At 51.5% G+C, this 20,332-nt stretch carries 18 protein-coding genes; 8 read left to right on the top strand and 10 right to left on the bottom strand.

Translation table 11 applies throughout. From position 1 onward, the window contains the following. Positions 1-11 precede the first annotated feature (11 nt). The 7 genes from gpmA to modE form a co-directional block, all read right to left on the bottom strand. Positions 12-764, bottom strand: coding sequence for a 2,3-diphosphoglycerate-dependent phosphoglycerate mutase (gene gpmA / locus OGY15_RS02385; RefSeq protein WP_151224968.1), 753 nt, complete (start codon positions 762-764; stop codon positions 12-14). Positions 765-996: 232 nt separating this feature from the next. After that, a complete protein-coding gene (galM, locus tag OGY15_RS02380) occupies positions 997-2,037 on the bottom strand; it encodes a galactose-1-epimerase (protein ID WP_151219571.1) in 1,041 nt (346 codons plus the stop codon). Continuing rightward, positions 2,031-3,179, bottom strand: a complete 1,149-nt coding sequence (galK, locus tag OGY15_RS02375) for a galactokinase (RefSeq protein WP_151219572.1) — start codon at positions 3,177-3,179, stop codon at positions 2,031-2,033. Before galK ends, galM begins: the two co-directional genes overlap by 7 nt. Before the next feature lie 3 nt (positions 3,180-3,182). After that, a complete protein-coding gene (gene galT / locus OGY15_RS02370; protein WP_151219573.1) occupies positions 3,183-4,229 on the bottom strand; it encodes a galactose-1-phosphate uridylyltransferase in 1,047 nt (348 codons plus the stop codon). A gap of 9 nt (positions 4,230-4,238) precedes the next feature. Continuing rightward, entirely contained in the window at positions 4,239-5,255 is a 1,017-nt protein-coding gene (gene galE, locus OGY15_RS02365) for a UDP-glucose 4-epimerase GalE (protein ID WP_151219574.1), read from the bottom strand. A 219-nt stretch (positions 5,256-5,474) separates the two neighbouring features. Beyond that, the gene (gene modF / locus OGY15_RS02360; RefSeq protein ID WP_286538026.1) at positions 5,475-6,947 is read right to left on the bottom strand and encodes a molybdate ABC transporter ATP-binding protein ModF; all 1,473 of its coding nucleotides are present in this window, start codon (positions 6,945-6,947) and stop codon (positions 5,475-5,477) included. A gap of 66 nt (positions 6,948-7,013) precedes the next feature. Beyond that, positions 7,014-7,802 carry a molybdenum-dependent transcriptional regulator gene (gene modE / locus OGY15_RS02355; RefSeq protein WP_151219576.1) on the bottom strand — a complete coding sequence of 263 codons (789 nt, stop codon included), beginning with the start codon at positions 7,800-7,802 and terminating at the stop codon, positions 7,014-7,016. A 130-nt stretch (positions 7,803-7,932) separates the two neighbouring features. Between modE and OGY15_RS02350 the strand changes: the two genes are divergently transcribed. The 4 genes from OGY15_RS02350 to modC all read left to right on the top strand — a co-directional run bounded on the left by OGY15_RS02350 (position 7,933) and on the right by modC (position 10,806). After that, the gene (locus tag OGY15_RS02350; RefSeq protein ID WP_003023026.1) at positions 7,933-8,082 is read left to right on the top strand and encodes an AcrZ family multidrug efflux pump-associated protein; all 150 of its coding nucleotides are present in this window, start codon (positions 7,933-7,935) and stop codon (positions 8,080-8,082) included. A 200-nt stretch (positions 8,083-8,282) separates the two neighbouring features. Beyond that, positions 8,283-9,056: a molybdate ABC transporter substrate-binding protein gene (gene modA, locus OGY15_RS02345; RefSeq protein ID WP_187259455.1), complete on the top strand. Its 774-nt coding sequence runs from the start codon at positions 8,283-8,285 to the stop codon at positions 9,054-9,056. Beyond that, positions 9,056-9,745: a molybdate ABC transporter permease subunit gene (modB, locus tag OGY15_RS02340; RefSeq protein WP_003023032.1), complete on the top strand. Its 690-nt coding sequence runs from the start codon at positions 9,056-9,058 to the stop codon at positions 9,743-9,745. Before modA ends, modB begins: the two co-directional genes overlap by 1 nt. Before the next feature lie 2 nt (positions 9,746-9,747). Then, positions 9,748-10,806 (top strand): molybdenum ABC transporter ATP-binding protein ModC, encoded by a 1,059-nt coding sequence (gene modC, locus OGY15_RS02335; protein WP_151219577.1) that lies wholly within the window; start codon positions 9,748-9,750, stop codon positions 10,804-10,806. Here the strand turns inward: modC and OGY15_RS02330 are convergent, their stop codons facing one another. After that, on the bottom strand, positions 10,807-11,625 hold the full coding sequence (locus OGY15_RS02330) for a pyridoxal phosphatase (protein WP_286538017.1): 819 nt from the start codon (positions 11,623-11,625) through the stop codon (positions 10,807-10,809). A gap of 165 nt (positions 11,626-11,790) precedes the next feature. Between OGY15_RS02330 and pgl the strand changes: the two genes are divergently transcribed. Continuing rightward, on the top strand, positions 11,791-12,786 hold the full coding sequence (pgl, locus tag OGY15_RS02325) for a 6-phosphogluconolactonase (protein WP_286538013.1): 996 nt from the start codon (positions 11,791-11,793) through the stop codon (positions 12,784-12,786). A gap of 53 nt (positions 12,787-12,839) precedes the next feature. On the opposite strand, the gene OGY15_RS02320 is transcribed toward pgl, so the two are convergent. Continuing rightward, positions 12,840-13,790, bottom strand: coding sequence for a LysR family transcriptional regulator (locus OGY15_RS02320; RefSeq protein WP_187252773.1), 951 nt, complete (start codon positions 13,788-13,790; stop codon positions 12,840-12,842). A gap of 178 nt (positions 13,791-13,968) precedes the next feature. Between OGY15_RS02320 and OGY15_RS02315 the strand changes: the two genes are divergently transcribed. The 3 genes from OGY15_RS02315 (at position 13,969) to OGY15_RS02305 (ending at position 18,862) form a co-directional block, all read left to right on the top strand. Beyond that, positions 13,969-15,021, top strand: a complete 1,053-nt coding sequence (locus OGY15_RS02315) for a 4-oxalomesaconate tautomerase (RefSeq protein ID WP_286538007.1) — start codon at positions 13,969-13,971, stop codon at positions 15,019-15,021. Between the two features lie 82 nt (positions 15,022-15,103). Beyond that, on the top strand, positions 15,104-16,537 hold the full coding sequence (locus OGY15_RS02310) for an anion permease (RefSeq protein WP_286538004.1): 1,434 nt from the start codon (positions 15,104-15,106) through the stop codon (positions 16,535-16,537). A gap of 63 nt (positions 16,538-16,600) precedes the next feature. Continuing rightward, positions 16,601-18,862, top strand: a complete 2,262-nt coding sequence (locus OGY15_RS02305) for a hydratase (protein ID WP_151219582.1) — start codon at positions 16,601-16,603, stop codon at positions 18,860-18,862. 53 nt (positions 18,863-18,915) lie between these two features. On the opposite strand, the gene OGY15_RS02300 is transcribed toward OGY15_RS02305, so the two are convergent. Beyond that, positions 18,916-20,199: a putative acyl-CoA thioester hydrolase gene (locus OGY15_RS02300; protein WP_286538001.1), complete on the bottom strand. Its 1,284-nt coding sequence runs from the start codon at positions 20,197-20,199 to the stop codon at positions 18,916-18,918. Positions 20,200-20,332: the final 133 nt, after the last annotated feature.

Here is a 20,332-nt window from a genome sequence, read left to right as displayed (position 1 = left end):
ACACGCAGAAATTACTTCGCTTTACCCTGGTTCGCAACGGCAGCTGCTTTTGCGGCGATCTCGTCAGCGTTACCCAGATAATAGTGTTTGATTGGTTTGAAGTTTTCGTCGAACTCATACACCAGTGGTACACCCGTCGGGATGTTCAGTTCGAGGATCTCATCTTCGCCCATGTTATCCAGGTATTTCACCAGCGCACGCAGGGAGTTACCGTGAGCGGCGATAATCACTCGCTCACCGCTTTTCATGCGCGGCAGGATGGTTTCATTCCAGTAAGGGATAACGCGATCGATGGTCAGCGCCAGGCTTTCGGTAACCGGTAACTCGTTGTCGGTCAGCTTCGCATAACGCGGATCATGACCCGGATAGCGTTCGTCATCTTTAGTCAGTTCCGGTGGGGTGACCGCAAAGCCGCGACGCCATTGCTTAACCTGCTCGTCACCGTATTTTTCCGCAGTTTCCGCTTTGTTCAGCCCCTGCAGCGCGCCGTAATGACGTTCATTCAGTTTCCAGGATTTCTCAACTGGCAGCCAGGCCTGATCCAGTTCATCCAGTACGTTCCACAGGGTGTGGATGGCACGTTTCAGCACAGAGGTATATGCAAAATCGAAGCTATAGCCTTCCTCTTTCAACAGTTTACCTGCTGCTTTCGCTTCGCCCACGCCTTTCTCGGACAGATCAACGTCATACCAACCGGTAAAACGGTTCTCCTTGTTCCACTGACTTTCACCGTGACGTACCAGAACCAGCTTAGTTACAGCCATACACTCACTCCTATAAATCATATTGAATGATAATAATTCTCATTATATTGCCGTAATGCGTCAGCGGCAATCCTTACGCATAACCATAGCGAAAATAGCGCCACAGTGTAAGGTTCTTGTGAACTCAAGGTTGCGATTTTGTCTTTGAACGGTGGGGATTTGAACGGTTCTACTGTGATAAACAAGCAACAGGCCCGATTCGTTACGTCATCGGGCCTGGGAGGGGGAACGATTAAGCTGGTATAAACCGGTATTCCGTCACGCTGGTGTACTCTTCGCCAGGACGCAGGAAGCAGTCTGGCTGCGGCCATTCCGGATGGTTCGGGCTGTCCGGCAGGAACTCGCTTTCCAGCGCCAGACCTTGCCAGTCGGCGTAGGCGTCAGGACCACGGGATGGCGTACCGCCGAGGAAATTTCCGGAATAAAACTGCAAAGCCGGGGCAGAGGTGTAGACCTCCATCTGCAGTTTTTCATCCTGTGACCACAGATTCGCGATCGGTTTGCGGCTATCGCCTTGCGCCTGTAGCAAGAAAGCGTGATCGTAACCTTTTACTTTCCGCTGATCGTCATCGGCCAAAAATTCGCTGTCGATAACTTTCGCCACGCGGAAATCGAACGAGGTACCAGCCACCGGCTTCAGTCCGTCGTGTGGGATACCCATTTCATCCACCGGCAAGTACTCGTCAGCGAAGATCTGCAGCTTATGTTGACGGACATCGGTTGTATCACCGTCGAGGTTGAAATAAACGTGGTTGGTAAGATTCACCGGACAGGGCTTATCGACCGTGGCGCGGTAGGTGATCGAAATACGATTATCGTCAGTAAGGCGATACTGCGCGGTCGCGCAAAGATGGCCAGGAAAGCCCTGGTCGCCATCTTCAGACGTTAGGGCGAACAGCACCTGACGGTCATTCTGATTGACTATCTGCCAGCGACGTTTGTCGAAACCGTCCGGCCCGCCGTGCAGCTGGTTGTTGCCCTGGCTTGGTATTAATTCAACGGTTTCACCGGCAAAAGTATAGCGGCTGTTGGCGATACGGTTAGCGTAGCGACCAATCGACGCCCCCAGAAATGCAGCCTGTTCCGGATATTGTTCCGGGCTGGCGCACCCGAGTAATGCTTCGCGCACGCTACCATCGCTCAGCGGAATACGCGCAGAGAGCAGGGTCGCGCCCCAGTCCATCAGCGTGACCACCATCCCTGCGTCATTGCGCAGGGTAATCAGGCGAAACGGCTGACCGTCCGGAGCCTGCACAGGGATTTCGTTTAACATTGTCCGGCTCCTTGTGAAGGTTTGCAGACGTAGAATGTTTCTTTGATACCGGTTTTTGCTTCGTATTGCTCAGCGACAGCTTGTTGCACGGCAGGCACCAAATCTTGCGGGATCAGCGCCACGATGCAGCCGCCGAAGCCGCCGCCAGTCATACGTACACCGCCTTTATCGCCGATGGTCGCTTTGACAATTTCAACCAGCGTATCAATTTGTGGCACGGTGATTTCAAAGTCATCGCGCATTGAGGCGTGAGATTCCGCCATCAATTGTCCCATACGCAGCAGGTCGCCTTTTTCCAACGCCTGCGCGGCTTCAACGGTACGCGCATTTTCCGTGATGACGTGGCGGACGCGTTTGGCGACAATCGGATCCAGCTCGTGGGCGACAGCGTTAAACGCTTCAAGACTGACATCACGCAGCGCCGGTTGCTGGAAGAAACGTGCGCCGGTTTCACACTGTTCGCGACGGGTGTTGTACTCGCTGCCGACCAACGTGCGTTTAAAGTTGCTATTGATGATCACCACCGCCACACCTTCCGGCATGGAGACAGCTTTGGTGCCCAACGTACGGCAGTCGATCAGTAGCGCATGATCTTTCTTGCCAAGCGCGGAGATCAGCTGATCCATAATGCCGCAGTTACAGCCGACAAACTGGTTTTCAGCTTCCTGGCCATTCAGGGCGATTTGTGCGCCGTCGAGCGGCAGGTGATAGAGCTGTTGGAATACCGTACCCACAGCGACTTCCAGCGAGGCGGAAGAGCTAAGACCTGCGCCTTGCGGGACATTACCGCTGATCACCAGATCCGCACCGCCAAAGGCGTTACTGCGTTTTTGTAGATGCTTCACCACGCCACGCACGTAGTTCGACCACTGCTGGCTGTCGTGGGCGATAATCGGCGCATCGAGAGAGAACTCATCAATCTGATTGTCGTAATCAGCGGCGATCACGCGAACTTTTCGATCGTCGCGCGCGGCACAACTGATGACGGTTTGATAGTCGATGGCGCAGGGCAGAACGAAGCCGTCATTATAATCGGTGTGTTCGCCGATCAGGTTTACGCGACCCGGTGCCTGAATAGTATGGGTGGCTGGGTAGCCAAACGTTTCTGCAAACAGAGATTGTGTTTTTTCTTTCAGACTCATTATTTAAACTCCGGATTCGCGAAAATGGATGTCGCTGACCGCACGCAGTCGCTCAGCCGCTTGTTCTGCCGTCAGGTCACGCTGGGTTTCCGCCAGCATTTCATAACCGACCATAAATTTACGCACGGTCGCGGAACGCAGCAGCGGCGGGTAAAAGTGCGCGTGTAACTGCCAGTGTTCGTTTTCTTCACCGTTGAACGGCGCGCCGTGCCAGCCCATAGAGTAGGGGAATGAGCACTGGAACAGGTTGTCGTAACGACTGGTCAGTTTTTTCAGCGCCAGCGCCAGGTCAGCACGCTGTTCATTGGTCAAATCAGTGATACGCAGCACATGCGCTTTCGGCAGCAGCAGCGTTTCGAACGGCCACGCGGCCCAGTAAGGCACAACCGCCAGCCAGTGCTCAGTTTCTACGACCGTACGACTGCCGTCCGCCAGTTCGCGCTGGACGTAATCAACGAGCATCGGTGCGCCCTGTTCAGCGAAGTACGCTTTCTGCAGGCGATCTTCACGTTCGGCTTCGTTGGGCAAAAAGCTGTTGGCCCAAATTTGACCGTGCGGGTGCGGGTTAGAGCAGCCCATCGCCGCGCCTTTATTCTCAAATACCTGCACCCAGGGATAGGTTTTTCCTAACTCTTCAGTCTGTTCCTGCCACGTCTGTACAATTTCTGTCAGCGCAGGGACGCTGAGTTCCGGCAGCGTTTTGCTGTGATCGGGCGAGAAGCAAATCACGCGACTGGTACCGCGTGCGCTCTGGCAACGCATCAACGGATCGTGACTGTCCGGCGCGTCCGGGGTATCTGACATGAGGGCCGCAAAGTCATTAGTGAAGACATAAGTCCCGGTGTAATCCGGGTTTTTGTCGCCGGTAACGCGCGTATTGCCAGCGCACAGAAAGCAGTCCGGGTCATGCGCAGGCAGTACCTGCTTAGAAGGAGTTTCCTGCGCCCCTTGCCACGGACGTTTGGCGCGATGCGGTGAAACAAGGATCCACTGCCCGGTGAGCGGGTTAAAACGGCGATGTGGGTGATCGACAGGATTGAATTGCGTCATGATTGGTCCTTAATCCGAATATCCCTGTGGGTGGCGTGACTGCCAGTGCCATGTGTCTTGTGCCATTTCATCCAGCGTGCGGGTCACGCGCCAGTTGAGCTCGCGATCGGCTTTGCTGGCATCAGCCCAGTAGGCCGGAAGATCGCCATCACGGCGCGGGGCGAAATGGTAATTAATCGGTTTACCGCAGGCTTTGCTGAAGGCATTGACCACGTCCAGCACGCTGCTGCCGATGCCTGCGCCAAGGTTGTAAATATGCACACCCTGTTTGTCCGCCAGTTTTTCCATTGCGACAACGTGACCGTCGGCGAGATCCATCACGTGGATGTAGTCGCGAACGCCGGTGCCATCTTCAGTAGGATAGTCGTTGCCAAATACGGCAAGGGACTCGCGGCGACCCACGGCAACCTGTGCGATGTAAGGCATCAGGTTGTTGGGAATACCCTGAGGATCTTCCCCCATATCCCCTGATGGATGCGCGCCAACCGGGTTAAAGTAGCGCAACAAAGCAATGCTCCAGTCGGGTTGGGCTTTTTGCAGATCGGTCAGGATCTGTTCCACCATCAGCTTACTTTTGCCGTACGGACTTTGCGGCGTGCCGGTGGGGAAGCTCTCAACATAAGGAATTTGCGGCTGATCGCCATAGACGGTCGCGGAGGAGCTGAAAATGAAGTTTTTCACGTTGGCGGCGCGCATGGCGTTTACCAGACGCAGAGTTCCATTGACGTTGTTGTCATAGTACTCCAGCGGCTTGGCCACGGATTCTCCAACGGCTTTTAACCCGGCAAAATGGATGACCGTGTCAATGGCATGATCGTGCAGAATTTCGGTTATCAGCGCTTCGTTACGGATATCTCCTTCCACAAAAGTCGGATGCTTACCACCTAAACGTTCAATGACGGGCAGAACGCTGCGCTTGCTGTTGCAGAGATTATCCAGGATCACCACCTCGTGACCGTTTTTCAACAACTGCACGCAAGTGTGGCTTCCGATGTAACCGCTACCACCTGTAACCAATACTCTCATAATTCGCTCCGTTAAGCCTATGGTATGCAATAACCATAGCATAACAAAGATGCGAAAAGTGTGACATGGAATAAAATAGTGGAATCGTTTACACACTGGTGTTTTCACATATTTGCAGTGGTTATTTTATTTTAAATCATTACGTTAGATTGTTATCTCAGCGTTTGTCTGAAAAAAAAGACAGAAAAAAGGGCGTATTCAAACGCCCTGGTATGAAAATTAACGCAGTGATGTTTGTTGATAGGTGTAGATATCGCCCTCGGGCACAAACTCCAGACGGTGGGTAATGCAGGCTGGGGCATCTTCGGCGTGATGAGAGACGAACAACAGCTGAGTTTCGCCTTGACCGATCAGCACATCTACAAAACGACGAATCAGTTGGCGATTGAGCGGATCTAACCCTTGCAAAGGCTCGTCAAGAATCAACAAGGTAGGGTGTTTAACCAGCGCGCGAACAATCAGCGCCAGCCGCTGTTGACCCCAGGAAAGACTATGGAATGGCGCATCCGCAGTACGTTTATCGATGCCAAGGATATCCAGCCACTGTTGTACCAGTTTGTGCTGCCTGTCGGAGACGGCCTGGTAAATGCCAATTGAATCAAAATAACCGGAGAGAATAACGTTGCGTACGGTCGTACTCACCCGATAATCCAGATGCAGACTGCTGCTGACGTAGCCGATGTGTTTTTTGATATCCCAGATAGTTTCACCGCTACCCCGACGGCGGCCAAACAGCGTCAGATCGTTACTGTAGCCCTGGGGATGATCGCCGGTGATTAAACTGAGCAGGGTTGATTTTCCCGCACCGTTGGGGCCGACGATTTGCCAGTGCTCGCCTGGGTTTACCTGCCAGCTCATATGATGAAGGATAGGGCGATCGTTATACGAGACGATGCCATTGTTAAGTACAATTCGTGGCTCGTTATCTGACAACGTGCGGCGCACCGAAGGCTCATCCGGCTCGGGTAACTGAATACCTTCCAGTCGTTCGCTATGGGCAAGTTGAGCGATTAATGCCTGTTGCAGAAGGTCGGCTTTCGCGCCGGTTTCTGTCAGCGTGCAATCGGCAAGCACGCCGGCAAACTGCACGAACTCGGGAATTTCATCAAAGCGGTTAAGCACCAATATCAACGTAAAGCCAGCCTGGTGCAGGTCAGCGAGCAGTTCTGCTAACTGGCAGCGGGATGCCACATCCAGCCCGTCAAAGGGCTCATCGAGGATCAGTAAATCCGGTGCGGACATTAACGCCTGGCAAAGCAGAGTTTTACGTGTTTCTCCGGTCGAAAGGTATTTGAAACGCCTGTTGAGAAGGGCAGAGATGCCAAACTGCTGAGCCAATGTAGCGCAGCGGGCGGGATCGCTGATCTCATCCTGAATGATTTCTGCGGTGGTGCGCCCGGTGTCATCTTCACTGGGGCTGAGAAGATCGGTGTTGTTTCGCTGCCACTCGTCGCTGACCAGCTTCTGGAGCTGTTCAAAGGAGAGTCGGGTGATACGCGTAAACTGACAGTGGCGCTCGCCTTTCAGCTGCGGTAATTCCCCTGCCAGCGCGCGGGCCAGCGCAGATTTCCCGCTACCGTTAGAGCCAACAAACGCCCAGCAATCACCCGCGTTTAACGTCAACGCATCTAACTGGAGCGTTTTTGTGTCGCTAAGACGAAACGTGCCTTGCGAAATTTGCAACGATGACATTTTGTATCCCATTATTTGCAGCGATTAATAACAGGGATACGTGTTCTTCAAGCTGATGTCAATCACTCAGCATAGTGTGGCGATAATCACCCTGTCAGCATTGAAAAAAGCAGTGACGTTCGCGCCTTCCTGCAGCGTCGCACTATTTTCTGTCGGAATGGTTGCACACAGTGTCTGGCCGTCTGGCAGCGTCATCAATACCTCGCACTGTTCTGCGCCGCGTTCGATATGGCTGATCGTACCCTGCAGCTGGTTGTCGGCAGCCTGAGCGATAGCGTCATCCTGGGTAATTCCGACCCACGGCGCTTTCAGCAGAATCAACACCTCTTTGCCTTCATCAAGGCCCAGACGCTCGCCGCTTTGTGCCGTGATCGCCACCTTCAGGCGCGTTTCGCCATCGGCCAGCAGGACGTCGACATGCTGCTGTACCAGGGAGTGATCGCGGGCGGTAATCGTGCCAAACCACTGGTTACGGGCGCTGGTTTGCAGTGAAAAGCGAGAAATTGCCGCCAGCAGGCTGTTAAGTGGCAGCGCATCATCATCACTCAAAACATCAAAGGCTTTTTGTTGGATTTGCGCCAGCAAATCGTACAGCTGGATTAAACGTTGGCCGTAGCGGGTTAACACCGCGCCGCCGCCGCCTTTACCGCCTGTGGCACGCTCAACCAGCGTCTGCTCGCTGAGCTGGTTCATTTCGTTAATTGCATCCCAGGCACTTTTGTAGCTGATGCCTGCATCCTTCGCGCCCTGACTGATGGAGCCGGAAAGCGCAATGTGCTTCAGCAGAGAAATGCGACGGGGATCGGCAAACAGTTTTTGCTGAAGTTTCAGCGTAAGAAGGATTTCGGCCTGCATCACAAGCTCCTGGCAAAAAAAGGTATTGTGACGGAAAACCGTGCCTGAGCAAAGCCGACCGCACAAAAGGGGAGTGCTTTTCTGCGTTATGGGGTTAGAATACAGCTAAGGACTATATCTGGAGTTGACCATGTTAGAGTTATTGAAAAGTCTGGTATTCGCCGTAATCATGGTACCTGTGGTAATGGCCATTATTCTGGGTCTGATTTACGGACTGGGTGAAGTGTTCAACATTTTCTCCGGTATCGGTCAGAAAGACCAGTCCAGACAGAATCATTGATTCCCCAAACGCCCGCTCAGTCGGGCGTTTCTATTTTTTCGCCTTTCTGTTTGTTTTCTCTGACTGCCGTTTCTCAAGATCCTGCTTTCCCTGCCGATATTTTCTTTGTGTAACCTCTAATTGGTATCAATAACCTCTGGGAAAATCCTGTTTTACTCGTTATATTTGCGACTACATAACGAAACGCAAAGGAGTTACAGATGGCACGTACATGGTTACCCTTGTTTGCAGGGGCAACACTTTCTCTTACCGTTGCCGGGCATGTGCTGGCGGATGAAGGAAAAATTACCGTTTTCGCAGCGGCATCATTGACCAACGCGATGCAGGATATTGCAACGCAATACAAAAAAGAGAAGAACGTTGACGTCGTCTCCTCTTTTGCTTCTTCTTCCACACTGGCGCGCCAGATTGAAGCCGGTGCACCAGCCGATCTATTTATTTCTGCCGATCAGAAGTGGATGGACTATGCGGTGGACAAAAAGTCGATTGATAGCGCAACGCGTGCAACGTTGTTGGGTAACAGCCTGGTGGTTGTGGCACCGAAAGCGAGTGAGCAGAAAGCGTTTGCCATCGACAGCAAAACCAACTGGACCAGTTTGTTGAACGGTGGACGTCTGGCCGTTGGCGATCCAGAACATGTTCCAGCAGGCATTTATGCCAAAGAAGCGCTGCAAAAACTGGGTGCATGGGATACCCTTTCCCCAAAACTGGCGCCTGCTGAAGACGTACGGGGTGCGTTGGCGCTGGTTGAACGTAACGAAGCGCCGCTGGGGATTGTCTATGGTTCCGATGCCGTCGCCAGCAAGGGCGTAAAAGTAGTTGCGACTTTCCCGGAAGATTCGCACAAAAAAGTGGAATACCCTATCGCGATTGTTGATGGCCACTCCAACGCAACGGTTAGCGCGTTCTATGATTACCTGAAAGGACCGCAGGCTGCTGAAATCTTTAAACGTTATGGATTTACGACCAAGTAATGATACTGACCGATCCTGAATGGCAGGCCGTTATATTGAGCCTGAAAGTTTCTTCCCTGGCCGTGTTGTTTAGTCTGCCATTTGGGATCTTCTTTGCCTGGTTACTGGTGCGATGCAAATTCCCGGGCAAAGCGCTGCTCGATAGCGTGCTGCATTTACCGCTGGTACTGCCGCCTGTGGTGGTGGGGTATCTGCTGTTGGTCTCTATGGGACGGCGTGGATTCATCGGCGAATGGCTGTATGACTGGTTTGGCATCACCTTTGCCTTTAGCTGGCGTGGTGCCGTGCTGGCCGCTGCGGTGATGTCCTTCCCGCTCATGGTGCGGGCTATTCGTCTGGCGCTGGAAGGTGTCGACGTCAAGCTGGAGCAGGCCGCTCGTACGCTGGGCGCCGGACGCTGGCGCGTCTTTATGACTATAACGCTACCGCTGATGCTACCCGGCATTATTGTTGGTACGGTGTTGGCGTTCGCCCGCTCGCTTGGCGAGTTCGGTGCAACAATTACCTTTGTTTCCAATATACCTGGCGAAACCCGCACTATCCCTTCGGCGATGTATACCCTGATCCAGACTCCGGGCGGCGAAAGCGCGGCGGCAAGATTATGTATCATATCCATTGTATTAGCGCTGATTTCGCTGCTGATTTCTGAATGGCTGGCGCGTATTAGCCGTGAGCGGACGGGGCGATAATCATGTTGGAACTTAATTTCACCCAGACGCTGGGGACGCACTGTCTGACGCTCAACGAAACGCTGCCCGCCAGTGGGATCACCGCGATTTTTGGCGTTTCAGGCGCGGGGAAAACCTCACTGATTAACGCCATCAGCGGTCTGACACAGCCGCAGTCCGGACGCATCGTGCTCAACGATCGGGTATTAAACGACGTTGAGAAGGGTATCTGCTTAACGCCTGAAAAACGCCGGGTGGGTTATGTTTTTCAGGATGCGCGTCTGTTCCCGCATTATAAGGTGCGCGGCAATCTGCGCTACGGCATGGCGAAAAGCATGGCCGGACAGTTTGATAAGCTGGTGGCGTTGTTGGGCATTGAACCGCTGCTTGATCGTCTGCCCGGCGGGCTTTCCGGTGGTGAAAAGCAGCGTGTCGCCATCGGTCGGGCGCTGCTGACCGCACCTGAGTTATTGCTGCTTGATGAGCCGCTCGCCTCGTTGGATATTCCGCGTAAGCGTGAACTGCTGCCTTATCTGCAACGTCTGGCACGCGAAATTAATATTCCGATGCTGTACGTCAGCCACTCGCTGGATGAAATTTTGCACCTGGCCGACAAAGTAATGGTGCTTGAAAGCGGGCAGGTCAAAGCGTTCGGTTCGCTGGAAGATGTCTGGGGCAGCAGCGTGATGCACCCGTGGCTGCCGAAGGAGCAGCAAAGCAGCATTCTGAAAGTCAGCGTACTGGAACATCATCCACACTACGCGATGACCGCGCTGGCGCTTGGCGATCAGCATTTGTGGGTCAATAAACTGGATCAACCACTGCAAACCGCGCTGCGTATTCGTATTCAGGCCTCTGATGTTTCGCTGGTGCTACAACCGCCGCAGCAGACCAGTATTCGTAACGTGCTGCGGGCGAAGGTCGCGCAGTGCTATGACGATAACGGTCAGGTGGAGGTTCAGCTTGAAGTGGGTGGTAAAACGTTGTGGGCGAGGATCAGCCCATGGGCCAGGGATGAACTGGGGATCAAACCCGGCCAGTGGCTGTATGCCCAAATTAAGAGCGTGTCGATTACTGCCTGATTACAGCAGGTGGGAATAGATAAATTTCGCGATGCTGTCGGTGGTGTTATCACCAATCACGATATTGGCGCGGGCTTTGACCGCGTCGTCCGCATTACCCATAGCCACGCCAGTGCCTGCGGCTTCCAGCATGCTGATATCGTTAAAGTTATCGCCAAAGGCAATGACGTTTTCCATTGACCCCCCCTGGGCTTCAATCCACTGGGTCAGGCGCCGTCCTTTGCTGTTGCCTTTACGGGCAATGTCGACCTGATCGTGCCAGGACCATTCACACTCCAGTCCCAGCTGTTGTTCAACATGCTTACCAAACTGTTGCAGTTTCGGAATATCTTCGTCGGTCAGGGCAAATTTCCAGACGGCGTTGACGTCATGCGCAGCCTTCGCCAGCGAAGGCACCTGGGTGAAGGTTGGGCGCTGCTCCGGCGGCAGGGTTTGCGCCCAGTGAGCGGTACGCACCACATGCCCGGTTGGGCGCTCATACAGCATGGCTTCATCCACATACATCAGCCCGTGGATCTGATGCTCATCCAGCATGTCGATCAGCTGTAATGCCTGGTCTACCGGGAGGGGATCGGATTCCAGTACCTTTTTTGCTTGATAATCATACAAGTAGGTGCCGTTGCAGCAAATTGCAGGTGTATCCAGCTCCAGTGCCTGATAAAAAGGATGAATAGCAACGTGATGGCGACCTGTGACAATGATAAGTTGGTAGCCTGCTTCTCTGGCGCGCGAGAGCGCTTCGAGAGAGGATGGCAGCAAGTTTTTTTTCGGGGTCAGCAACGTACCGTCTAAATCCAGGGCAATCACGCGTGCGGTCATAGGTTTTTCCAGATTAAGGTTGAGAATTTTGTCTGCTGGAATGGTACACCGAGACGGGAGCCGGACAAAATTCTGAGCCTTAATTAAGCATTCACCGTTAAAAGCGTCTACCTTAGGCGTGTGTCAGGCAATTGCTGCCACCTGCCAAAAAGCAAAGGAGTATTCATGAAGCAAACCGTTTATACCGCCAGCCCTGAAAGTCAGCAAATTCATGTCTGGAGCCTGAATCACGAGGGGGCGTTGACGCTGACGCAGGTGGTTGATGTGCCGGGTCAGGTACAACCGATGGTCGTCAGCCCGGATAAGCGCTATCTCTATGTTGGCGTGCGCCCGGAGTTTCGCGTGCTGGCTTATCGTATTGCGCCTGATGACGGTGCGCTAACCTTCGCGGCAGAGTCTGCGCTGCCGGGTAGCCCGACCCATATTTCTACCGATCATCAGGGGCGTTTCGTGTTTGTTGGCTCTTATAACGCGGGCAGCGTAAGTGTTACCCGCCTTGAGGATGGACTGCCGGTAGAGCTGGTTGATGTGGTTGAAGGTCTGGACGGTTGCCACTCGGCCAACATCTCACCGGATAACCGTACCCTGTGGGTTCCGGCGTTGAAACAGGATCGTATTTGCCTGTTTGACGTCAGCGATGATGGCCATCTGGTCGCGCAGGAACCGGCTGAAGTGACTACCGTGGAAGGCGCGGGCCCGCGTCATATGGCGTTCCATCCGAATAAGCAATATGCCTACTGTGTGAACGAGCTGAACAGCTCTGTTGATGTCTGGGAGCTGAAAGATCCGTACGGCAAGATTGAGTGCGTGCAGACGCTGGATATGATGCCTGCTGATTTCTCAGACACCCGTTGGGCGGCAGATATTCACATTACACCAAATGGTCGTCATCTGTACGCTTGCGATCGCACTGCCAGCCTGATTACGATCTTTAGCGTGTCAGAAGACGGTAGCGTGCTGACGAAAGAGGGTTTCCAGCCTACCGAAACTCAGCCGCGTGGTTTTAATATCGATCACAGCGGAAAATACCTGATTGCTGCCGGGCAAAAATCGCACCATATCGCGGTGTATGAGATTGCAGATGAACAAGGACTGTTGACAGAGAAAGGTCGCTACGCGGTAGGGCAAGGTCCAATGTGGGTGGTGATTAACGCGTACTAAAACGCGCTGGCGTTACAAACGATCCGCAATCTGGTAAAGGTTGCGGATTTTTTTTATTTAATGAGCGGTAGATTTTCCTGACATTCAGCAACGGATGTCCAAAGGCTATCTTTGTCATCTGACCATAAATTCAGCAGAAGGGAGAAAAATCGCTCAGCGGGAGGGGAGAGAATAGCGTCCTTACGGCGAATAATCCCCAGCGTACGTCTAATGACAGGCTCAACCAGGGGGATCCCTATCAGCGTTGGATGCGGCGTTTGCGGCATGGCAAGTCCTGGTAACGCGGAAACGCCCAATCCCGCCTCAACCAGGCCCAGCGAGGTGGACAGATGGCGGACCTCGTAAAACCAGTTCAACTTCCACGGTTTATCAGTTAAATATTGTTCAATCAATAATCGGTTACCGCTTGAGGAGCGAACGCCTATCAGTTTGTAATTCAGTAATTCTTGCCACTCCACCAACTGTTTATTGGCGAGTGGATGATCGCGCCGACAGGCCAGAACAAACGGTTCATTAACCAGTGGAGTGAACTCGATAGAGGAATTTGTGATGTTGTTCATGTTTATCCCAAAATCAGCCTCGTTGCAAAGTACGGATTCCATACAATTATTCGTACCTTGTTCAATAATTCGCACTTTGATATTGGGATACAGCTCATTAAATTTCCCGATTGCCAATGGTAAGAAATAGAACACGGCGGTAGGAATACAAGACAATGTCACTATGCCATGATGGTGAGCATTCATTTCACTAATGCTAAAAATGGTTTCATCTAAGGCTCTAATTAATTCTCTGGCTTCAGGTAATAATCTTTTCCCCGCTTTTGTTAATGTAACTTTGCGAGTTGTTCTTTCAAAGAGTTGAGTGTGTAAATACTCTTCCATCTTTTTAATCCTGCGTGTTAATGCAGGTTGCGTAATATTAAGTAACTTGGCGGCATTGTTAAAAGAATCGGACTCTGCCAGCGTGACAAACGCCTTCATGCTTGATAATTCGTGTTTCATTCTGACTCCGGACTAAATCGGGGAAGCCCCTTCCTATGATGAAAGCGTCCAGTGTATCTGCAATTCTTAAATTTCAATTAATAAAAATAAATCATTAATCTCCTAAACAAAGTCATTAGCCACCCTATTCATGACATGCAACCATGTACTCAGTGGAAATAATATTGAGAGCATAATCATGAAAAAAATACCTTGCGTTATGATGCGCGGAGGAACCTCCAGGGGCGCATTTTTATTAGCACAAGATCTACCGCAAGAAGAAAAACTGCGTGATGAAGTATTGATTAAAATTATGGGTTCTGGCAATGCGCTGGAAATAGACGGTATTGGCGGTGGCAATCCGTTAACCAGCAAAGTCGCGATTATTAGTCGTTCAAATGACCCGAAAGCTGATATCGATTATTTATTTGCGCAGGTATTGGTGCATGAGCAACGGGTCGATACCACGCCGAACTGCGGTAATATGCTTTCCGCCGTTGGCGCGTTTGCTATTGAAAAGGGACTAATTAATGCCGCAATGCCGACAACGCGCGTTCGTATTCGCAATGTAAACACCAACACGTTTATCGAAGCTGATATACAGACGCCGAACGGTGTTGTGGAGTATGAAGGAACATCAAAAATTGACGGTGTCCCGGGCACATCTGCCCCGATTGCGCTGACGTTCCTCAATGCCGCAGGTTCTAAAACTGGGCAAATCTTCCCGACAGGTCAGCAGATTGATTATATCGACTCGGTTCCCGTGACCTGTATGGATATGGCGACACCAGTGGTGATTATTCCTGCTGAATACCTGGGGAAAACGGGTTATGAATCCGCGCAAGATTTAGATGCAGACCGCGAATTATTGGCGCGCATCGAGTCTATTCGTTTACAGGCCGGTGAAGCTATGGGCCTGGGAAATGTCAGTAATAAGGTTATCCCTAAACCTATTCTCATCTCGGCACCCCAGCACGGTGGCGCAATTAATGTTCGTTATTTTATGCCGCACTCTTGCCATAAAGCACTGGCAATTACCGGGGCGATAGCGATCGCCAGCAGTTGTGTCATTAACGGTACTGTTACGCTTCAGGTAACACCAGGCACGCATGACGGGAATATCACTATAGAACATCCTGGTGGGGCCCTTGATATTCATTTAACTAATGAAGGGGATGAACCTGCAACCCTCAGAGCTTCGGTTATTCGTACCGCCAGGAAAATATTCACTGGTGACGTTTACCTTCCCTGACAGCATTGACCTCATTTTGCTGTGATTACGGAAAATCGAAAAGAATTCTGTACTTAATATACAGATTATCCAGGACTCAAAAATGAACGTTAAATCATTATGGAAGCTAATATTAATATTAGCCATCCCCTGTATTATCGGTTTCATTCCTGCTCCTGCGGGATTAAGTGAACTGGCATGGGTGCTTTTTGGTATTTATCTTGCTGCGATTGTCGGGCTGGTGATCAAACCGTTTCCTGAACCGGTGGTATTATTGATTGCCGTTGCCGCCTCAATGGTGGTTGTCGGAAATTTAGGCGGCGGCGTACTTAAAACCAGCAGCGTGCTGAGTGGCTATGCTTCCGGTACGACATGGCTGGTTTTCTCTGCGTTTACTTTAAGCGCTGCTTTTGTGACGACGGGGCTGGGTAAGCGCATTGCCTATATTCTGATCGGTAAAATAGGTAACACCACGCTTGGCCTGGGATACGTGGCTGTGTTCCTTGACCTGGTATTAGCCCCGGCAACACCGTCAAATACGGCGCGCGCGGGTGGCATTGTATTACCCATCATCAATAGTGTTGCGGTGGCGTTAGGCTCTGAGCCAGACAAGAGCCCACGTCGCGTCGGTCATTACCTGATGATGACGGTGTATATGGTCACTAAAACAACCAGCTATATGTTTTTTACTGCGATGGCCGGAAACATTCTGGCATTAAAGATGATCAACGATATCTGTCACTTGCAGCTGAGCTGGGGGGGATGGGCGCTCGCGGCTGCGCTGCCTGGATTAATCATGCTGTTATTGACGCCATTAGTTATTTATTTTATGTATCCACCTGAAATTAAAAAGGTAGATAACAAAACTATTGCTAAGGCCGGGCTTGAGGATTTAGGGCCAATGAAAGGGCGCGAAAAAATGCTGCTGGGCATTTTCGTCCTCGCGCTATTAGGATGGATCTTTAGTAAAACTCTCGGTGTTGATGAATCTACGGTAGCGATTGTCGTAATGGGAACAATGCTCTTATTTGGCGTAGTTACCTGGGATGATGTGGTTAAAAATAAGGGCGGTTGGAATACCTTAATCTGGTATGGCGGTATAATCGGTTTGAGTTCTCTGTTATCAAAAGTGAAGTTTTTTGACTGGTTAGCTGAACTTTTCAAAAATAACCTCGACTTTGGTAACCACGGGAATATTGCGTTCTTTGTGATTCTTTTTTTGAGCATTATTGTTCGTTATTTCTTTGCCTCTGGTAGCGCCTATATTGTGGCCATGATGCCGGTATTTGCCATGTTGGCGAATGTATCCGGGGCTCCACTGATGTTAACTGCATTGGCATTGCTCTTTTCTAACTCTTACGGCGGTATGGTTACCCATTATGGCGGTGCTGCGGGACCGGTTATTTTTGGCGTCGGGTATAACGACATCAAATCGTGGTGGTTGGTTGGCGCAATGCTGACGTTTTTGACGTTCCTCGTCCATATTACGCTGGGTCTTTGGTGGTGGAATATGTTGATTGGCTGGAACATGCTCTAACTAAATCACATCGTTCATTGGTTGTCTGTGCTCAGGTGAGAATACAGCAATGTGGAGTATCTAATGATTAAATTATATGAGAAAGGGATTTATCTCTCCGGTAATAATGAAATTATCGCTGAGGATGAGGTGTCTGAGTCTATCTGTAAAGAAGAGGCGAAAAAAGGAACTATCGCGTGGTCGATTCTCTCAGCGCATAATACGTCCGGTGACATGAATAAGCTTAAAATTAAGTTTGATTCATTAGCTTCACACGATATTACCTTTGTCGGGATTATTCAGACCGCTAAAGCATCAGGGATGGAGCGCTTTCCATTACCGTACGTTCTGACCAACTGCCATAACTCATTATGCGCGGTAGGGGGAACCATTAACGGTGACGATCATATGTTTGGCCTGTCGGCGGCACAACGATACGGCGGAATCTTTGTGCCGCCACATATTGCTGTCATCCATCAGTACATGCGCGAAATGATGGCTGGTGGCGGCAAAATGATCCTCGGTTCAGACAGCCATACGCGTTACGGCGCATTAGGTTCGATGGCGGTGGGGGAAGGGGGCGGTGAGCTGGTTAAACAGCTGTTAAACGATACCTGGGATATTGATTATCCTGGCGTTGTGGCCGTTTATCTGACCGGCAAGCCTGTAGCGGGCGTAGGTCCCCAGGATGTGGCCTTAGCTATCATTGGCGCGGTATTTAAAAATGGCTACGTCAAAAATAAGGTCATGGAGTTTGTCGGCCCTGGCATTCGGCATCTTTCAACGGATTTTCGCAACAGCGTTGATGTGATGACCACCGAAACTACCTGTCTAAGCTCCGTCTGGCAAACGGATGATGACACTCGCAGTTGGCTGGCATTACACGGTCGCGAACAGGATTATCGCCCGCTCAAACCGCAGCCGATGGCCTGGTACGATGGGTGCATTTATGTCGATCTGAGTGCGATTAAGCCGATGATTGCGCTGCCATTTCATCCAAGTAATGTCTATGAGATTGCTACACTCAATGAAAATCTGACGGATATTCTCCGGGAGATTGAAGTTGAATCTGCGCGAATCGCGCAAGGTAAAGCCAGCCTGGCGTTACTGGATAAAGTGGAGAATGGACGCTTAAAAGTGCAGCAAGGTATCATTGCCGGATGCTCGGGAGGCAACTATGAAAATGTGATTGCTGCGGCACAGGCATTACGTGGTCAATCCTGTGGCAATGATGCTTTCTCGCTGGCAATCTATCCCTCTTCACAACCAGTGTTTATGGATTTAGCGCAGAAAGGCGTCGTTGCGGATTTGCTGGGGGCGGGAGCCGTCATCAGAACCGCGTTCTGTGGCCCATGCTTTGGTGCGGGCGATACGCCAATCAACAATGGTCTTAGTATCCGCCATACCACGCGTAACTTCCCCAACCGCGAAGGTTCGAAGCCGGGCAACGGGCAAATGTCCGCCGTTGCGCTGATGGATGCACGTTCGATAGCGGCAACGGCCGCCAACGGGGGATACCTCACTGCTGCAACGGAGCTGGACTGCTGGGATGCGTTGCCAGACTATGCGTTTAACCCTGCGCCTTATAAGAGCCGCGTATACCAGGGCTTTGTCAAAGGGGCCACGCAGCAGCCGCTCATTTATGGCCCGAATATTAAAGACTGGCCGGAGCTGGGCGCATTAACGGAAAATATTCTGCTGAAAGTGGCCTCAAAAATCCTTGATGATGTGACAACGACGGATGAGCTTATTCCGTCCGGAGAAACCTCTTCGTATCGTTCCAATCCTTTGGGATTGGCTGAATTTACACTTTCCCGACGCGATCCCGGCTATGTTGGCAGAAGCAAGGCGGTCGCTGAACGGGAAAAACAACGTCAGGCGGGTGACGTTAGCGAACTGGCGTCCGTTTTCGCACGCATCCAGCAGATTACTGGTCAGGAAAATATGCAACCATTGGAGACTGAGATTGGCAGCATGATTTATGCCGTCAAGCCTGGAGATGGTTCTGCACGCGAGCAGGCGGCAAGCTGTCAGCGAGTGATCGGTGGATTGGCAAATATCGCCCAGGAATATGCCACCAAACGTTACCGTTCCAATGTGATCAACTGGGGTATGTTACCGCTACAAATGGCAGAGAAACCCTCTTTTGAGGTCGGGGACTATATCTATATTCCCGGTATTCGCCGTGCGCTGGATGCGTGCAGCCGCGAGATAAAAGCGTACGTTCTTCATGATGATGGCGCAGTGAGTGAAATCAGCTTGTATATGGAAAGCCTGACCGCCGAGGAGCGTGAAATTATTAAAGCGGGGAGTTTGATTAACTTTAATAAATCGCGTTTGGTGTAACACCATAAAAAAGGTCGCCAGCGTCAATATGGCGACCTTTTTTTATTCAGGCATTACTGTTTCGGCTCGGCAACCACTTTGCTACCGATGCCGCGGTTGTTGTATTCCCACATGCGGTTGAAGTTGGTGTCGTTCAGGTTGCGCTGGATTTCACCTTTGTCATTTTCCGCACCGGTATTACCAGCAAATGGACGCTTCGCGATAACACTGTCACCCCATGGTTTAGCCATGTTGAAACCTTCGTTGATCACGCTGTCGCGGATAACGACCTGACCATTAGTGTTCGAATCGACATCCAGCGAACGGCCTAACTGTGCCACGCCATCACCGCTCGCCGTAAAGCGGCTATTTGTACCGAGGAAACCGTAATAGATGTTTGACAGAGTAGCCGGTGCAAACACATAGGCTTCCTTCTGTGTGCGGGAGTTCACTACGCGGAAATCGGTGTTCTCGAACACCACTGCGCCGCGACCGGAAACAATATCCACATCACCTTCAATGTAGCTGTTGGTTACCAGCGTACGTGGTTGACGATCGTTTTCCAGACGGTTTTGTACACCGCTGTTGGTCACGAAAAACGTATTCTGGCGGCCAAGAATGTTGACCTTGTTGATCTGCACTTTATCGCCATCGGTACGCAACGCAACGGCCGGGTGGTTACCCGCATCAACGCTGTCACCCAGATTGTTTTCGATGGTCAGATTCTGCAATTGCAGGCCGTTATTCTGCGACCAGACGACAGCAGAACACATCACGCCAATATTCGCGCCGCGTTTGTTCTGGCAATTATCAAACATATACCACGCCGGTTTGCCTGGCATATATTTACCGCCCGGGTTCACCGTATGGCGCCAGTCTGCAGGACTCATGTCACCGTCAATGGCCAGGCCAATTTTCACATCCAGTGGTTTTTCGCCCATGCCGTACAGCGTCAGGCTACCCGTTGCAGCCGGGATATAAACCGTACCCTGATATTCACCTGGCAAAATCGCGATGTACTGACGTTTGTTAGTACGTTTGATGATTGCCGCATCCACTGCCGCCTGAATGCTGGTATGGGTGACGCCCTGAGTCCCTGCCGGGCCGACAACAAAGTCAGGTTGCGCAGGCAGAGAAATAGCAGAAGGGCTCCACGGCTGAGTATTTGGCGTCAGCGCGGAAAAATAGTGTGCAGCGACGAAATTTTTCGCTTCATTGGCCGACAGAATCGGGCGCGAGGAGGTACCTGGCGCGCTCTGATCGGAAGGAATTTGATCGGGCGGTGTAGAGCTACAGGCGGTCAGCGTCACGCCAAAAGCCATTGCCAGCGCCAGACGGGAAACTGATGAAATATTCACAGGTTGCTCCGGGCTTTGAAAGTTATCCATTGAAGCCTGCTTTTTTATACTAAGTTGAGCGAAACGGAAAGGCGAAAAGGTAAAAAGTTGTTTTTTATAGCAGCAATAGCGGATGTGGAGCGTTCTGAAGTCA

Source organism: Citrobacter sp. Cu231 (assembly GCF_030332265.1).
Taxonomy (GTDB): Bacteria; Pseudomonadota; Gammaproteobacteria; order Enterobacterales; family Enterobacteriaceae; genus Citrobacter; species Citrobacter meridianamericanus.
The sequence above is the reverse complement of the archived record's forward strand: the minus strand, read 5'-3'. Positions and strand labels throughout refer to the sequence as shown.